We start from the raw sequence: 15,534 nt of genomic DNA, 5'->3' as shown, positions 1-15,534 counted from the left end.
AGCCTGACTGAGAAGCATAAAAAAATCCGTAATCCCTGAGAGATTACGGATTTTTGCAGAACTGCCGGATCGTTCAACCGATCATTTTTGTCTTAACTGATCGGCATTACGCATCAGGCGCCCTTTCTTCTCTCTAATCGTTTTCAACATTACGCAATCAATTACGCATCTGAAGGCAGCAATATTGCTGCCAGACAGCGTCATTAATCGCGGCGCATCGAAACCTGTAGTTATTTATTTCCCTGCAAGAACGCCAGTAAGTCGTCGTTCAACTGATCCTGATGCGTCACCGCAAAACCGTGCGGACCGTTTTCATACACTTTCAGCTCCGAGCCTTCGATCATCTCGTGTACCAACTTACCGGTGGCTTCAAAGGGTACAATCTGGTCGTTGCTGCCGTGGATCACCAGCGTCGGCACATCCACTTTGGCGATATCGGCGCGGAAATCGGTCTCGGCAAAAGCCGTCACACAATCAATCGTGCCTTTCAGTGAGGCCAGCAGCGCGATATTCAGCGTCTGTGTCATCACGCCCTCAGAAATGGTCTGGCCAGCATTGGCGCCATAAAACGGTGTGGCGAAGTCTTTGATAAACTGCGCCCGGTCTTTACGCAGGCCCGCTTTAATGCCATCAAATACCGCTTTTTCAACGCCTTCCGGATGGTCATCGGTTTTGCCGAAGATGGGCGTCACCGCGCCCAGCAGCACCAGCCCTTTCACTTTCGCCGTACCGTAGCGACCGATATAACGTGAGACATCACCGCCGCCCATTGAGAAGCCCACCAGCGTGATGTCATCCAGTTGCAGATGCTCAATCAGCGCATGAATATCATCGGCGAAAGTATCGTAATCGTAGCCTTCCCACGGCTGCTCAGAGCGACCAAAACCGCGACGGTCAAACGCAATGGCGCGATAGCCGCGTTCGGCGAGGAAATTCAGTTGGCTATCCCACATATCCGCATCCAGCGGCCAGCCGTGGCTGAACAGCACGGGCTGTCCTTTGCCCCAATCTTTGTAATACAGGTTAACGCCGTCTTTTGCTTTGAATGTGCTCATGTTTTTTGCTCCGTTAAGTGAGTGATGTTGTGTCTGCCAATCAAACTACATTCGGTTGCTGCAAAAACCTAAAGCAGAGATTTTGACAACTCGTTCAAAGATTTTTGCCCTGCAAAGCTGTCAAAAAAGCCTGAACAAGTTGGCCGATTTTTTCCGCTATCAAGCGTCTGGCGGGATTCGTAAGGTGCATACATCGCACATTTACAGGAACACGATGATGAGCCAGCAAAACCCAACGACGCCACGCGGCGGTGCTTTTTCTCCCTTCGCCTACGGGCTGTTCGCCCTGATCTGGACCGCCTCGGTACTCGGTAATACCGGCAGCTTTATTCGCGACGTCGCCAGCGCCTGGTTAGTCACCGGCTTATCCGATAATCCGACCGCCGTGGCGTTGATGCAAACCGCCGCCACCCTGCCGGTGTTCCTGTTGGCACTGCCCGCGGGCGTGCTCTCTGATATCGTCGATCGCCGCCGTCTGCTGATCGTGGTGCAGATTCTGATGGCCAGCGTCAGCGGCACTCTGCTGGTGCTGTCGCACAATCACTGGCTCACCGTGGAGTGGCTGATCGGCCTGACCTTTGTCGGTGGCATTGGTGCCGCGCTGTTTGGCCCGGCCTGGCAAGCGATTGTCCCTGAACTGGTGCCGCGTCATGAGCTAAAAAACGCCGTAGCGCTTAACTCGCTCGGCATCAATATTGCCCGCGCCATCGGGCCTGCCACTGGCGGTTTACTGCTGGCAAGTTTAGGCGCCATGGCGGCCTACGGTGCCGATGTGGCGAGTTATTTTTTCGTTATTGCTGCCCTGCTGTACTGGAAACGTTCGGCGAAAGCCAAAACCGAACTCAACGAACACTTCTTTGGTGCCTTCCGCGCGGGCCTGCGCTATGTCAAAGCCAGCCGTGAACTGCATCGCGTGTTGTTCCGCGCTGCGATGTATTTCGCCTTTACCAGTGCCATCTGGGCGCTGCTGCCGCTGGTAGCGCGCACCATGCTGCACGGTACCGCAGGCTTTTACGGCTTGCTGCTGGGCGCAGTGGGCGGCGGTGCGATTGCCGGTGCGCTGCTGTTGCCGCGTCTGCGTAGCAAACTCAGTAACGATGGTTTGCTGCTGCTCTCTGCGGTGCTGAGTGCGCTGGTCATGCTGGCATTAGCGATGAGCCCGCCGCAGTGGCTGGCGCTGTTGTTGATGCTGGTGCTGGGCGTCGGCTGGATTATTGCGCTGACCACACTGAACGGCGTAGCGCAGGCGGTATTGCCGGATTGGGTACGCGGTCGCGGTCTGGCGGTGTATCTGATGGTGTTTAACGGCACATTGGCCGGTGGCAGTCTGGCGTGGGGTCTAATCGCGCAGCAACTGGGGCTGGCCACCACTTTGCTGATTGCCGGGGCCGGTCTGGTGATCTCTGGCGTACTGCTGAAACGTCTGGCACTGCCTGCGGGTGAAGCGGATCTGCAACCCGCTGAGCATTGGGCCATGCCGGTGGTGCACGACGATGTCGATGTGCGTCATGGTCCGGTGTTGATTCAGATTCGCTACCGCGTGCCGCAGGAAGATCGCGCCGCGTTCAAAAAGGCGATTCACAAATTGGCACAGTCTCGCCGCCGTGATGGCGCCTATTCATGGGGACTCATGGAGCAAACCGACGATCCGACAGCATTGCTGGAGTGGTTTATGGTGGAGTCCTGGCAGGAGCATATGCGTCAGCATCAGCGTGTGTCGCACGCCGATGCCGAACTTCAGCAGGCCGTTCTGCAATATCATCAGGGTGAAGAAGCCCCGCAGGTCAGTCACCACATTGCGATATAACAGCCTTTACGCGGGAGAATAAATCTCCTGCAATCCAGGAAGCGTGAGCAGATGCTCACGCCACCAGGTTGCCGCATTGCCGGTCGCGGTTTCATTCCACGCCAGATACGCCATATCGCGGCGGCATTCGCTATCCAGCTGGCGCGCCAACAGCGCGCCACTCTCCAGATGCGGCCTCGCCAGGTATAGCGGCAGGTAACCACAGCCCAAGCCATCCAGTTGCGCCTGCAGTTTCGCCGGGAAGTCATGCACGCTCAGCGTCTTCTGCTCATCCAGCACGCGTAGATCAATACCTGCACCGTGACGAGACGAGTCATGGACCGTCACCGCGCGGTACTGACGAATCTGCTCGCGCAGCAGTGGTTCAGGTGCGGAAGCGAGAGGATGCTCCGGTGCGACAGCAAACACATAATCCAGCCAGCCGAGCGGCTGGCAGACAATCTCTTTGCGCGTGGCGGGTTCCTGCACCGCGCCAAAGACAATGTCCGCTTCGCCATAGTTGAGCGCTTCCCAGCAGCCAGCCAGCACGTCCTGACGGAATTGCAGCTGAGTATGCGGGTGCTCCTGATAAAACTGATCAATCAGCGGCGTGAGAATGCGAAACGGCAGTGAGGCATCGACGCTGATCACCAACTGGCTTTCCCAGCCACTCTCAACATAGCGCGCCTGCTGTTCTAACTCATTCACCGCGCGCAGCAGGGTGCGCCCTTTTTCCAGCATCAAACGCCCGGTCGGGGTGAAGGTGGCGCGATGGCCAGAGCGATCCAACAGCGTGATCTTGAGATCGCTCTCCATCTTCTGCACGGTGTAGCTCAACGCCGACGCGGTTTTAAACAAGCGCGCAGCCGCAGCGGCAAAGGTGCCGTGGCGATCCAACGCATCCAAAATCAGCAGCGCCTCAAGGTTTAAACGCATACCCCATGCCTCCCCAAAAATTGTTGAACAACAACCCAAAATCTATCCGTTATCAATAAACGCTCTCATTTCGTATTTTTTTACTCAACGACGCAAGCACTTTCACCAGCGGAAACTCAGGAACTTACGATGAATTACTCACAACAAGCCAACCATGTGACGCTGGTGATTACCCACAGCATCCTGCCAGAACAGCAGGCCCATTATGAGCAGTGGCTCGACACCATCATGCCGCAAGCCGCGAGCTTTCCTGGCCATCTTGGCGTCAACGTGCTGCGCCCGGTGCACGGCGACAATGCTTACACCGTGCTGATTCGTTTTACCGGACTGGATGAGCTGTACGCCTGGCTGAAATCGGATCAGCGCAAAACGTTAATCCAGAACCTGCCAACGATGCTGGCACAGCCAGAACATATTGAGGTGCGCCCCGGCGCCGCGTTCTGGTTTACCCCGGCGCAAAAAGGCCAGGTCAAACCGGCGAAATGGAAACAATACTTACTGACGCTGGGGGTGATTTTTCCCTCTACCAACCTGGTGCCGTGGTTCTGGAATCAGGTGTTGCCCGCCGCGCACGGCACGCTGTGGGGCCACTTGCTGAATGATGCCAGCGTGGTGGCACTGGTGGTGTTCCTGTGGATGCCGATCATTACCCGTGTTTTAAAACAGTGGCTTATTGGCCGCAATGCGTAATCTAACTGGAGAAGAGATGATGACAACGGCCTCACTGATTTTTACCAACGGCAAATTCCACACGGTGGATCGCGCCAACCCGTTAGCCACTGCGGTGGCGATCAAAGACGGCAAGTTTCTCGCGGTAGGCAGCGAAGCGGAAGTGATGCGCTTTGCGGGCAGCGACACGCAGATTATTGATGCCAAAGGCCACACCGGTATTCCCGGCCTTAACGACTCACACCTGCACCTGATTCGCGGCGGTCTTAACTACAATCTTGAACTGCGCTGGGAAGGCGTACCGTCACTGGCTGATGCATTGCGCATGCTGCGTGAACAGGCCTTGCGCACCCCTTCACCGCAGTGGGTGCGCGTCGTTGGCGGCTGGAGTGAATTCCAGTTTGCTGAACGCCGCATGCCAACGCTGGATGAGATCAACGCCGCCGCGCCCGATACGCCAGTGTTCATCCTGCACCTGTATGACCGTGCCCTGCTGAACCGCGCTGCGCTACGTGTGGTCGGTTACACCAAAGACACGCCGAACCCACCAGGCGGAGAAATCCAGCGCGACAGCAATGGTAACCCGACCGGCATGCTAATTGCGCGTCCTAATGCCATGCTGCTGTACGCCACGCTGGCGAAAGGACCGAAGCTACCGCTGGAGCAGCAGGTCAACTCCACACGTCAGTTTATGCGCGAGCTGAATCGCCTCGGCCTGACCAGCGCCATTGATGCGGGTGGCGGCTTTCAGAACTATCCCGATGATTACGATGTGATTTCGGAACTGCACGCCAAAAAGCAGCTGACGGTGCGCATTGCCTACAACCTGTTTACCCAGCGTCCCGGCCATGAACTGGAAGATTTCGAGAAGTGGACCGACATGCTGAAGCCGGGCCAGGGAACCAATTTCCTGCGTCACAATGGAGCGGGCGAGATGCTGGTGTTCTCGGCGGCAGATTTCGAAGACTTCCTCGAACCGCGCCCCGACCTGGCCCCCGGCATGGAAGATGAACTGGAGCGCGTGGTGCGCCATCTGGTTGAGCATCGCTGGCCGTTCCGTCTGCATGCCACCTACAACGAATCGATCAGCCGCATGCTGGACGTGTTTGAAAAAGTAAACCGCGATATTCCGTTTAACGGCCTGCACTGGTTCTTTGACCACGCCGAGACTATCACCGAAGCCAACATTGAGCGCGTTAAAGCGCTGGGTGGCGGGCTGGCCGTGCAGCATCGTATGGCGTTCCAGGGTGAGTACTTCGTCGATCGCTACGGTAAAGAAGCCGCCAAACAGACGCCGCCGGTGGCGCGCATGCTGGATGCGGAGGTGCCTGTCGGTTTGGGCACCGATGCCACGCGCGTCGCCAGCTACAACCCATGGACCGCGCTCTACTGGCTGGTTTCTGGCCGCACCGTCGGCGGCATGCAGTTGTACGATGACAATGCGCGTATTGACCGCGAAACCGCGCTGATGCTGTGGACCAAAGGCAGCGCCTGGTTCTCCAGCGAGCAAAACGCCAAAGGGGAAATCAAAGTGGGTCAGTTAGCGGATCTGGTGCTGCTGTCGAAAGATTTCTTCAGCGTGCCGGAAGAGGAGATTAAAGGAATTGAATCGGTATTGACGCTGGTCGATGGCGAAGTGGTGTATGCCGCAGGTGGGTTTACGCCGCTGTCACCGCCACCGGTGCCAGTGTTGCCAGAGTGGTCTCCGGTGGTCACCGTGCCGGGCCACTACCGTAGCGCGCCACCGCAAGCCAGTGGTCGTGCGGCGATGATGCCGAAAGTGCACCAGTGTAGCGGCCCTTGTGGCGTGCATAGCCACTCACACGATGTGGCACGCCAGTCTTCGGTGCCGGTGTCGGATAACCATGCCTTCTGGGGTGCGCTGGGCTGTTCGTGCTTCGCGTTTTGAGTTAAAGGCGGTTTATGGCCCTCTCCTGGTGAGAGGGCTTTGCCGCAAATGGGGTCACGGACTTTGGCGGTGGCGCGGGTCTGTTTCCGCAACCGCAAAAGATTACCCCGCCAGGCCAAACCCTTGCTTGCCGTTCTTCTTAATCTGGTACATCGCTTCATCGGCACGCGTCAGCGCCTCATCAAAACTAAAGTGCGGCTGCACCGTCGCCACACCAATCGAAGCACCAATCTGCGCATGGCCGTTATCAACATCAAACGGCGTCAATGCGGCATCCAGCACCGCCTGCATCATGATGCGCACTTTGGGGAAATCGATCAGGAACGGCATCAGCAGCACAAACTCATCACCACCTAAACGGCCCACCACCACGTTCGGTGGCACCTGGTCAAGAATGCGCTGGCTGAGCTGAATCAACACTTCATCGCCACTGCGATGGCCGAGCGTGTCGTTAACATGCTTAAAGTTATCGAGATCGATAAATGCCACACACAGCGGCCCCTGCGCTTTCATTTTAGCGAAATGGGTTTGCAGCGCGTGGCGGTTGGTCAGGCCGGTTAGCGGATCGTGATGCGCCAATGAAGAGAGCTGCGCTTCATACTGCTTCTCTTTGGTCATATCGATATGCGTGCCGGTGACTTTAAGCGGATTGCCTTCTTCGTCCCACTCGGTCACACGCCCACGATCCAGCACCCAGGTAATTTTATCGTTCTTACCCAGCATGCGATGCAGCGCCTCATAGTAGGGCGCACGCCCTTCGATATGATCGTAAAACGCCTTGAGCACTTCATCGGCGTCATCGGGGTGCAGGCGTTCGCGCCAGACTTCAAACTGCGCTTTAGTCTCTTTCGGCTGAAAACCCAGCATCGAGCCCCAGCGTCGATTGAAAATCACCAGCTTGCCGCTGGGAATATCCAGCTGCCACAAACATAAACCGGTTCCGTCCAGCGCCGCACTCAGCTTGTTTCGCGCGTCATGCGCTATGCGCTTTAAGCGCGCATTATGCTTTTTCAGGTTCTGAATCTGCTGACGCAGCGCTTCTTCGGACATGATGGCTGACGGAGAGGAAATAAGGGTTATTTTGCCTGCCAGGAAGTTTCTGATAAATAAAACAAATGAAAAGCCGATCAGTAGCGGAAAATTGCATCAAGCTCAGAGGGAACGGCGAAGCATTGAGGTTATTTCAGCTAACAAAACTTTCTTTATTCCTGTCAGGCAGTAGAAAACGCGCCAGCCGCCTGGGCCAGCGCCCTGTAGGTCTACTCCGATTCGCCAAAGCGCTGATCAAACATCGTGACAACCTGATGCAGCACACCCGCCTCGTCGCCTCCTTCACATACCACTTCCACGCTGCCACCCGCTTTAATGCCAGCGCGCATGATGTTCATCATACTGCTGGCATTGACGTCTTTGCCTTCGTAGCGCAGCGTGACGCGGCAGTCATGGCCTTTTAACGCCTTGGCCAGCTGTGCCGCTGGGCGCGCATGGATGCCAGTACTATTTTTCACGGTAACGATTTGACTCAACATGACGGTTCTCCTGGTTAATGGGGGAAATAACGCCTTCCTGCTGCAATTTAAATTGATAGAACGCCTGCCAGCGCTGCTGATAACGCTGCAACGCGTGGCCGCGTTGTGGGTCGGGTTGATAGCACTGCGCCACACGCACCTCAGGTGGAGGCACATCCGCACAGGCAATCAGCAGTGCGCCCACGGATACCGCTTCATCAAAGGCAATCGCTTCTACCGTTCGCGCCAGACTGTCAGCTTTGAGCTGAAGCCACAGCGGATTGCGTGTGGCGGGACCAATCACTTTCAGTGCGGGTCCCGCAGGCACCGCAAAACAGGTGAAGCAGTTGGCAAACTCCATAGTCAGCCCAAACAACACCGTTAATAGCAGTTCATCGTGCGGCAACGTATCGCTCAGACCGTACATCAACCCGCGCGTATGGCGGTTTTTATAAGGCGAGCCGGACCCACGCAAATGCGGGATAAACAGCGGTAATCCTTCCGGCTGCCACTCATCAGCCAGATAACGCTGCGTGGCTTGTACCAGTGCGGCATCGATCTCCTCGCGCGACAGCCGAAAAGTGCTGCTCACCCACTCCAGCGCAAAGCCCCCCACCGGCAGTGAGGCGAATAGCGTGAAATGGTTATCCCGCGAATAACGCCCGTTGGCGAGTTTGTCGCGCCGGGCTTGCTCATTGAGCAAAGGCTGCGGTTGCAGCAGCAAGATGCCTTCGGTGGTACCGGTAGAGTTCAGCACCTCGCCGGTTTGCAGCTGTAGTGCCCGCGCGCCCACCATATGATCGTGTCCAGCCAGCGTGACGCACACCGGCTGGGTTAACCCCAGTGCCTCACGGCACGCGGGTGTCACCCACCCCGCCACTTCACCCGGCGTCAACAGAGGGGCAAAAGCATCGAGCGGCAGTTGCAAAATATCGGCGGCCTGGGCCGACCAGCTTCCCTGCTGGAGATCGAGACACAGCGTGCGGCTGGCGAGCGTGGTGTCGGTTCGCTGTGCGCCGGTTAATCGCCACAGCAGCACCTCCGGCGCATGCAGCCAGCGCAAACCGTGACGCCCGCGCAGCGCATAGTTATCCAGTAGCCAGCGCATCTTGAAGGCCGAATAATTACTGTGCAGCGGCAAACCGGTGATTTGATACAACCGCTGGCTGTCCGCTTCGGTTAAGGTGGCGAGATACTCTTCGCCCCGACGATCATACCAGGCCAGCATCGGCGTCAGGATATTGCCAGCCTCGTCGAGAAACACGCCGGACTCACCAAAGCTGGCAATACTGATATGTGTCACCGGGCAATCCGTTGCCGCGATCAGGCTGCGCATCGTCGCCACCACCTGCTGCCACAGCGCATCGATATCGAAATCGACGTTACCCGTGGGCGAAGTGATTTTGGGTGTGACGAACTTACGCTCATCCAGTCGGGACGCATCCCGACGAGAAAAACAGGCGACTTTACAGTTAGTCGTACCGATATCAATGACGATGGCCGCAGCGTTCTCAGGCATACACGGCACCTCGTGTCAGGCGGAAGATGCCCCACAGCACCAGACCCACCACCGGCACCAGGCCAATCGCTATCACGTTGCCGTTGAAGATTTCCAGCAGCCAGAAGCGGAACGGGTTGCCGCCGTCAAGGAAGCTGGAGACCTGGCCGCTGGAACCTTCGGCAAACTTGAAGTTCACGTCTTTCGCCATGCCGGTAATAAAGGGCGCGATTTTGGTGGCAATCCACAGGTCGGCCACGATCACGGGAATCGCCGCCAGCACGGTGCGGAAGATGTTGCCACGACTGGCCAGCGCGATCATCGACGCCATCACCGCGAGGTTCGCCAAATCGCCCAGCGGCAGCACCTGGTTGCCTGGCAGGATAAAGGCGATGAACACGGAAATGGGGGTCAGCAGCAGCGCGGAAGAGATGATCGCCGGGTTGCCCACTGCCACCGCGATATCTAGCCCGATGTAGAGATCGTCACGGCCTGGGTATTTGGTGTTGAGGTACTTCTTGATCGCTTCCGACAGCGGCAACAGGCCTTCCATCAGGATGCGCACCATGCGCGGCAGAATAAACATCACGCCGCCAATGCTGATACCGAGCAGCAGGATATGCTTGAAGTCATACCCGGCGATAACCCCCAGCAGCAGGCCCAGAATAGTACCGACCATCATCGGCTCACCAAAGATGCCCAGCTTCTTCTGCACGGTTTGTGGATCGATGTGGATACGATTGAGGCCGGGGATCTTGTCGATGATTTTGTCCACCAGCAAGCCCACCGGGAAGAACACCACGGCGGACAGCGTCGGCAGTGAAATTCCTTCCAGACCAAAGTATTTCTGCACCATCGGCGCGGACCAGTCTGCCAGCTTCAGTACCACAATGGCGGCAATGGCAGCGGCCAGTAATCCGAAGAAGAAACTGCCTGTGCTGTAGTAAACCAGCGTACCGGCCAGCGCGAAGTGCCAGTAGTTCCACATGTCCACATCGACGGTGCGAGTGCGGTTCATTGCCAGCATCGCCACATTGATCAGAATCGTCAGCGGAATGACGAACGGTGCAATCGGCGATCCCCAGGTAATAGCAGAAAGCGGCGGCCAGCCGAGATCCACCACTGGCAGATTAATATTGGTGCGCTCTACCATTGCCTGCGCAGCCGGGCCAACATTACTGATGAGAATATCGAAGATGGCGTAGATCCCGACGAAGCCAATGCCTACGGTTAACGATGAGCGCAAGGCTTTGGCCGGTTTGACCTTAAAGCACAGTGCAAGAATAAACAGCACCAGCGGTAATAATACGGTTGGGCCAAAACCCAATATATATTGCACCACGGTGTAGAGGCTATGAGCGATTTCATTCATGGCAGACCCCTTATGACGGGCGTAAACGTACCTGGCGTTAGCGCCCTATTATGGCAATCGGATTAAATAAATAAGTAATTATTGGTTTTTCAAAATTTCGACAATTTTTTCCAGCACTTTTTCTTCGCCGACACCGGTAATAATCGGTAAGCCGTTAACCACCGGGATATCTAATTCATAAGGCACTTTAGTGGTAGACACCACCAGAGCAACACCGTCGGTATTATTGGGCAAAGAAGCGACGTTGGTTTGCGAGTAATTCACATTAAGACCGTGCTCCTGGCAGTATTCCATGACTTTCTCTGTCACGGCAGTGGATGTGGCAATGCCGGTAGCACATACAAATAATATCGTCTGGCTCATACTTCACCTCGTTCGGTCATGGTTTCTGTGATGCGTTGATAAATTTCCTGATCGTTAAGCTGCAATAATTGCTGCATAAAATCGCTATCCTGAATCAGTTCCATAATCCAGCCCAACACATTTAATTGCTTGTTACTTTCACTCAGTGCCAGCAGAAACACCACGCGCACCGGCACCGGTTCTGGCTCGCCGCCCATATCGGCAAAGGTCACCGGCTGCGGCAGAATGCCGATACTGATGGCGTTGTGGCGCACATGGCGATGGTCGGTATGCGGAATCGCTACGCCAACCGGTTCCGTCGGTAAGCCGGTGGGGAAATCCTGCTCACGCGCCAGCACATGCTCGGCAAAATCTGCGACCACCAGCGCTTCCTCCACCAGCGGCTGTGCCAGTTGGCGAATCACCTGATCGACACTCAGCCCCTCATTGAGGTGCTGCACAAAGTGCGGCTTAAACTGGATCCCCTGCATACGCGGCCTCACTGATATCATTCAAACGCAGAATCTTGTGGTAGACCTCATGTTCCACCGCCTGACGCGCATCGGACATGACTGCCGCCAGATTGGCTTCATTGTGATTCTTCTGCCATGCGTGACCGACGCTGGTGATAAAGGAACGGCGCAGGTCGCTGGCGATGTTCACTTTCACCACCCGATGATTAACAAACTGCTGCAAGATGCTGTCCGCGATACCGGAACCGCCGTGGATGACCAGCGGGATGGGCGTGATCTGCGCAATTTCCGCCAGCAACGGCAGATCGATACGCGGAATATCATCCAGTCCATGCACATTACCGACCGAAATCGCCAGCAGGTCACAGCCCGTTTCGCGCACAAACTCCACCACCTGCTGCGGGTCGGTTTTGCAATCCGCTTCGCTGACGTGATCGTCTTCTTTACCCAGAATCGCACCCAGCTCAGCTTCCACCGGCACGTTGTAGTTCTGGCAGAATTCCACGGCCTGACGCGTCAGCTTGATGTTCTCTTCAAACGGCAGCGCAGCCCCATCGATCATTACCGAAGTAAATCCGGCACGCACCGCCTGGCGGATATCATCCATATTGCGGCCGTGATCGAGATGCAGGCTGATCGCCACATCCATCTGTGCGGCGCGACGCTGCACCATTTCATAGATGTAGTCATAGCCGGACAAACGCGCATTGGTGGGCGCGATTTGAATAAAATTCGGCACGTTACTGCGTTCAATCGCATTTAATATGCCGAGCGTGGTTTCCAGATTGGTGGTATTAAAGGCGCCGGCCAGCACGCGCTTATTTTCCAGTTGACGAATAAATTGATGACCGTTGACTAATGGCATGTCAGCTTACCTCTCTTCGTTGCAGAACGGTTCCCAAATAATATTTATTTCCTTTTAACCAGACATTGCCGAATTCCACCGGCAATTCACGTGAGAAAAACACCAACTGTTCTAAATGCAGTACCGGCGCATCCTCACTGATATCCAAAAAATGTCCGCGTTCATTACCGATTAAGCGCGCGGCATAGCGACTTTCGGAATAACGTATTTTCTGTTGCGATAATCGTTCGATGGTGGGAAACAGGTTATTGTGATTAAAATCCACCTCGGCAATGCCGGGTACCAGTTCCATATTGATGCGATTCTCAATCAGCATCACTCTTTCATCATCGATATAACGTAACCGCTCCAGATAAAGAATTTCCTGCCCCGGTTTAATGCGTAATTTTTCGGCAATATAACGGTTGGCCGGTTCAACCCGCGTGGCGATCACCTGCGTGCTGAAATTAATTTGCTGGCTTTCCAGTGACTCGGCGAAAGAGAGCAACCCTTCCCCCAATGGATAGCGAATGTTTTCTTTCTTAACGAAGGTGCCTTTGCCCTGCACTTGTACCAGCACACCTTCTTTGACTAACTGCGCCACGGCTTTTTTCACCGTACCGCGACTGACGTCAAGCATATCCATGATCTGGAACTCCGAAGGAATGCGGTCATCCTCCACCAGATCGCCGGTATAGATACTCTCGCGAATCCACTCCACTACCTGCTGATAGAGCGGGACCTGCGAACTCTTACTCAATGTTTTCATGGCGCGCACCTGAACATTCAGAGTTGTCTATGGACAATCATGTACAACTTCGAGGCTTATAGTAGGGAATTGCGTCTGGCGAGGGATCGAGGACAGTCACGTTTTCGCGTACCGGATCTGTGACAATAAAGTGTGATCTGTATCTCACTTGAAATCTGTGCACTGTACTTCCGATGGAGAAATTGTGTTCTGTGACGAGGATCAAGAGATATTCGTTAGTCGATGCTGTGATCATGTTTACTAGAATGGTAGTTTAACAGTTATCGCAGCAACACGATGACGGTGGATGAGATTATGCAACTGACAATGCGTTGGTTTGGTCCCAAAGAAGATAAAGTTTCGCTGGAATATATTCGCCAGGTGCCAGGTGTGCGTGGCGTAGTCGGCGCGCTGTATGACGTGCCGGTCGGGGAAACCTGGCCGAAAGATAAGATTAAAGCATTGGTTGATCAGGTACATGCCGCCGGTCTGACGGTGGAAGTGATCGAGAGCGTCAACATTCATGACGACATCAAGATCGGCCTGCCGAGCCGCGATCAATATATTGAGAACTACAAGCAGAGCATACGTCACCTCGCTGAAGTCGGCGTGAAAGTGATCTGCTACAACTTCATGCCGGTATTTGACTGGATGAAGACCGACATGAACTACGTGCTGCCTGACGGCTCACTCACCATGGCGTTCGAGAAGAAAGGCATCGATAAGAGCCTCGACGAAGTGGTGCAGGAAGTGTTGGGTAACTCAAACGGTTTCGCGCTGCCAGGCTGGGAGCCAGAGCGTCTGGCGAAAGTTCAGGATCTGTTTGCACAATACAAAGACGTTGACGACAACAAGCTGCGTGAAAACCTCGCTTACTTCCTGAAAGCGGTGATCCCGGTATGTGAAGAAGTGGGCGTGAAGATGGCGATCCATCCTGACGATCCACCGTATTCGATCTTCGGTTTGCCGCGCATTGTGAAGAACCGCGAGGATCTCGACTGGATCTGTAACGTGGTGGATTCCGAAGCTAACGGCATCACGCTGTGTACCGGATCGATTGCGGAAGATCCGCAGAATGATGTGTACGGTATTCTGGCCGAGTTCTCACGCCGTAAACGTATTCCGTTTGCGCACGTACGTAACATCAAGATTATTCAGGACAAAGATTTCTACGAGTGCGCACATCCTACTGAGTACGGCTCGCTGGATATGTACAAGGTGCTGCAATCGATGCACGACAATGGCTTCGATGGCTATATCCGTTCCGATCACGGCCGCTTTATCTGGGGCGAAACCGGACGTCCGGGCTACGGCTTGTATGACCGTGCACTCGGCACCACTTACCTGATGGGGCTGTGGGAAGCATTGGATAAGCGTTAAAAAACACTGACAGTACAGGTCGCCGCAATCGCAGCCTGAATGAAATTACCCATCACCCTGTAAGCAGTGCGTTTGCAGGGTTTTTTTTTGCCCGGCATTCCTTCAGCCTACCGCACAGCCTGCCTATCATTTACGAATGATCAAAGTTCAATATATACAGTCTAACTGTACATATAGCGGAGACTCACCATGTCTGAACACAACAAACGTATCGTGCAACGCTTTAATCAGCAGGTGATCGTGGAAGGCCAGCGCGAGGCTTTTGACGATCTTGTTGGGGAGAATTTTGTTAATCGATCGTCACCGGCGGGCGCCCCCAACGATCGTGAAAGCCTGTGGCACACCTTCGATCAGATCCTGCGTCCCGCAATTTCCCCGTTACAGGTGACGATCGACGATCAGGTGGCCGAACGCGATTGGGTAACCACCCGTAAAACCATTACCGGCGTGCATACCGGCACGCTGCTGGGTATACCTGCCAGCGGTAAAGCGGTGACGATCGCGGTGATCGATATGGTGCGGATTGCCGAGGGGAAATATGCAGAACACTGGGGACTCAACACGCTGGCACAGGTGTTGAGCCAGTTGAAGCAGGGTTAAAGGGATTGACGTTGGAAGTGGGCCGGTGAGAGCAAACTGAAATGGCAGGCGCAGGCAAGAAGCCAGTTAAAGCAGAGTGAAAACAGCTGGCGCAGGTATTGAGCCAGCTACAGCAGCTGGCGCAGGTATTGAGCCAGCTACAGCAGCTGACGCAGCGCCGCGAGGCCCTTTTGCAGATCGTCGCGCGCGCTGTCGTCCAGTTTGTCGGTGATCAGCGCAGCGATCCAGTCTGCACGCTGTGCTCGCGCATCGGCCAGGGTTTTCCGCGCCGCTTCACTCAGCACAATCAGCTGGGCGCGCGCATCCTTGTATCTTGAATCCTGCAGTAGGTGATGGTTAGCTACCTTCACCTGAAACAGGGTGAATCTGACGCGTCCATTAAGGTAAGACCTTGTCCCGCAGCTTAGCTCCCCT

The 15,534-nt window shown here is 55.2% G+C and carries 15 protein-coding genes and 1 pseudogene; 5 read left to right on the top strand and 11 right to left on the bottom strand.

The features are described 5' to 3' along the window. Window positions 1-230: 230 nt before the first annotated feature. A complete protein-coding gene (locus WFP70_RS26035; protein ID WP_166933595.1) occupies window positions 231-1,055 on the bottom strand; it encodes an alpha/beta fold hydrolase in 825 nt (274 codons plus the stop codon). Window positions 1,056-1,272: 217 nt separating this feature from the next. On the opposite strand from WFP70_RS26035, the gene WFP70_RS26030 reads away from it, so the two are divergent. Next, window positions 1,273-2,862 carry an MFS transporter gene (locus WFP70_RS26030; protein WP_337024868.1) on the top strand — a complete coding sequence of 530 codons (1,590 nt, stop codon included), beginning with the start codon at window positions 1,273-1,275 and terminating at the stop codon, window positions 2,860-2,862. 6 nt (window positions 2,863-2,868) lie between these two features. On the opposite strand, the gene WFP70_RS26025 is transcribed toward WFP70_RS26030, so the two are convergent. Beyond that, a complete protein-coding gene (locus WFP70_RS26025) occupies window positions 2,869-3,777 on the bottom strand; it encodes a LysR family transcriptional regulator (protein ID WP_160833022.1) in 909 nt (302 codons plus the stop codon). 129 nt (window positions 3,778-3,906) lie between these two features. On the opposite strand from WFP70_RS26025, the gene WFP70_RS26020 reads away from it, so the two are divergent. Together WFP70_RS26020 and WFP70_RS26015 are read left to right on the top strand one after the other, a co-directional pair. Then, entirely contained in the window at window positions 3,907-4,467 is a 561-nt protein-coding gene (locus tag WFP70_RS26020; protein ID WP_337024867.1) for an antibiotic biosynthesis monooxygenase, read from the top strand. A 19-nt stretch (window positions 4,468-4,486) separates the two neighbouring features. Then, complete coding sequence (locus WFP70_RS26015; RefSeq protein ID WP_442956374.1) at window positions 4,487-6,355, top strand: amidohydrolase; 1,869 nt, start codon at window positions 4,487-4,489, stop codon at window positions 6,353-6,355. Window positions 6,356-6,457: 102 nt separating this feature from the next. Here the strand turns inward: WFP70_RS26015 and WFP70_RS26010 are convergent, their stop codons facing one another. The 8 genes from WFP70_RS26010 to WFP70_RS25975 all read right to left on the bottom strand — a co-directional run bounded on the left by WFP70_RS26010 (window position 6,458) and on the right by WFP70_RS25975 (window position 13,161). Next, window positions 6,458-7,405: a sensor domain-containing diguanylate cyclase gene (locus WFP70_RS26010; RefSeq protein WP_097118088.1), complete on the bottom strand. Its 948-nt coding sequence runs from the start codon at window positions 7,403-7,405 to the stop codon at window positions 6,458-6,460. A 209-nt stretch (window positions 7,406-7,614) separates the two neighbouring features. Further along, window positions 7,615-7,884, bottom strand: coding sequence for an HPr family phosphocarrier protein (locus WFP70_RS26005; RefSeq protein ID WP_034823312.1), 270 nt, complete (start codon window positions 7,882-7,884; stop codon window positions 7,615-7,617). Continuing rightward, the gene (locus tag WFP70_RS26000) at window positions 7,853-9,382 is read right to left on the bottom strand and encodes an FGGY-family carbohydrate kinase (protein ID WP_337024865.1); all 1,530 of its coding nucleotides are present in this window, start codon (window positions 9,380-9,382) and stop codon (window positions 7,853-7,855) included. The genes WFP70_RS26005 and WFP70_RS26000 overlap by 32 nt, the downstream gene beginning before the upstream one ends. Next, window positions 9,375-10,733, bottom strand: coding sequence for a PTS galactitol transporter subunit IIC (locus WFP70_RS25995; RefSeq protein ID WP_337024864.1), 1,359 nt, complete (start codon window positions 10,731-10,733; stop codon window positions 9,375-9,377). Before WFP70_RS25995 ends, WFP70_RS26000 begins: the two co-directional genes overlap by 8 nt. 78 nt (window positions 10,734-10,811) lie before the next feature. After that, on the bottom strand, window positions 10,812-11,096 hold the full coding sequence (locus WFP70_RS25990) for a PTS sugar transporter subunit IIB (RefSeq protein ID WP_034823315.1): 285 nt from the start codon (window positions 11,094-11,096) through the stop codon (window positions 10,812-10,814). Next, entirely contained in the window at window positions 11,093-11,566 is a 474-nt protein-coding gene (locus WFP70_RS25985; RefSeq protein WP_337024863.1) for a PTS sugar transporter subunit IIA, read from the bottom strand. Before WFP70_RS25985 ends, WFP70_RS25990 begins: the two co-directional genes overlap by 4 nt. Then, window positions 11,547-12,413, bottom strand: a complete 867-nt coding sequence (locus WFP70_RS25980; RefSeq protein WP_160868821.1) for a class II aldolase — start codon at window positions 12,411-12,413, stop codon at window positions 11,547-11,549. The genes WFP70_RS25985 and WFP70_RS25980 overlap by 20 nt, the downstream gene beginning before the upstream one ends. 1 nt (window position 12,414) lies before the next feature. Then, window positions 12,415-13,161 (bottom strand): GntR family transcriptional regulator, encoded by a 747-nt coding sequence (locus WFP70_RS25975; protein WP_160868822.1) that lies wholly within the window; start codon window positions 13,159-13,161, stop codon window positions 12,415-12,417. Window positions 13,162-13,455: 294 nt separating this feature from the next. Between WFP70_RS25975 and uxuA the strand changes: the two genes are divergently transcribed. Together uxuA and WFP70_RS25965 are read left to right on the top strand one after the other, a co-directional pair. Next, window positions 13,456-14,520, top strand: coding sequence for a mannonate dehydratase (uxuA, locus tag WFP70_RS25970; RefSeq protein WP_200577491.1), 1,065 nt, complete (start codon window positions 13,456-13,458; stop codon window positions 14,518-14,520). Between the two features lie 189 nt (window positions 14,521-14,709). After that, window positions 14,710-15,120 (top strand): ester cyclase, encoded by a 411-nt coding sequence (locus tag WFP70_RS25965; RefSeq protein WP_337024862.1) that lies wholly within the window; start codon window positions 14,710-14,712, stop codon window positions 15,118-15,120. A 137-nt stretch (window positions 15,121-15,257) separates the two neighbouring features. Here WFP70_RS25965 and WFP70_RS25960 read toward each other — a convergent pair. Continuing rightward, a pseudogene (locus tag WFP70_RS25960) lies at window positions 15,258-15,534 on the bottom strand (hypothetical protein); the annotation flags it as partial.

Origin of the sequence: Pantoea sp. USMM079 (genome assembly GCF_037153115.1) — a bacterium.
GTDB classification, from domain to species: Bacteria; Pseudomonadota; Gammaproteobacteria; order Enterobacterales; family Enterobacteriaceae; genus Pantoea; species Pantoea communis.
This window is presented reverse-complemented; position numbering and strand designations above follow the sequence as displayed.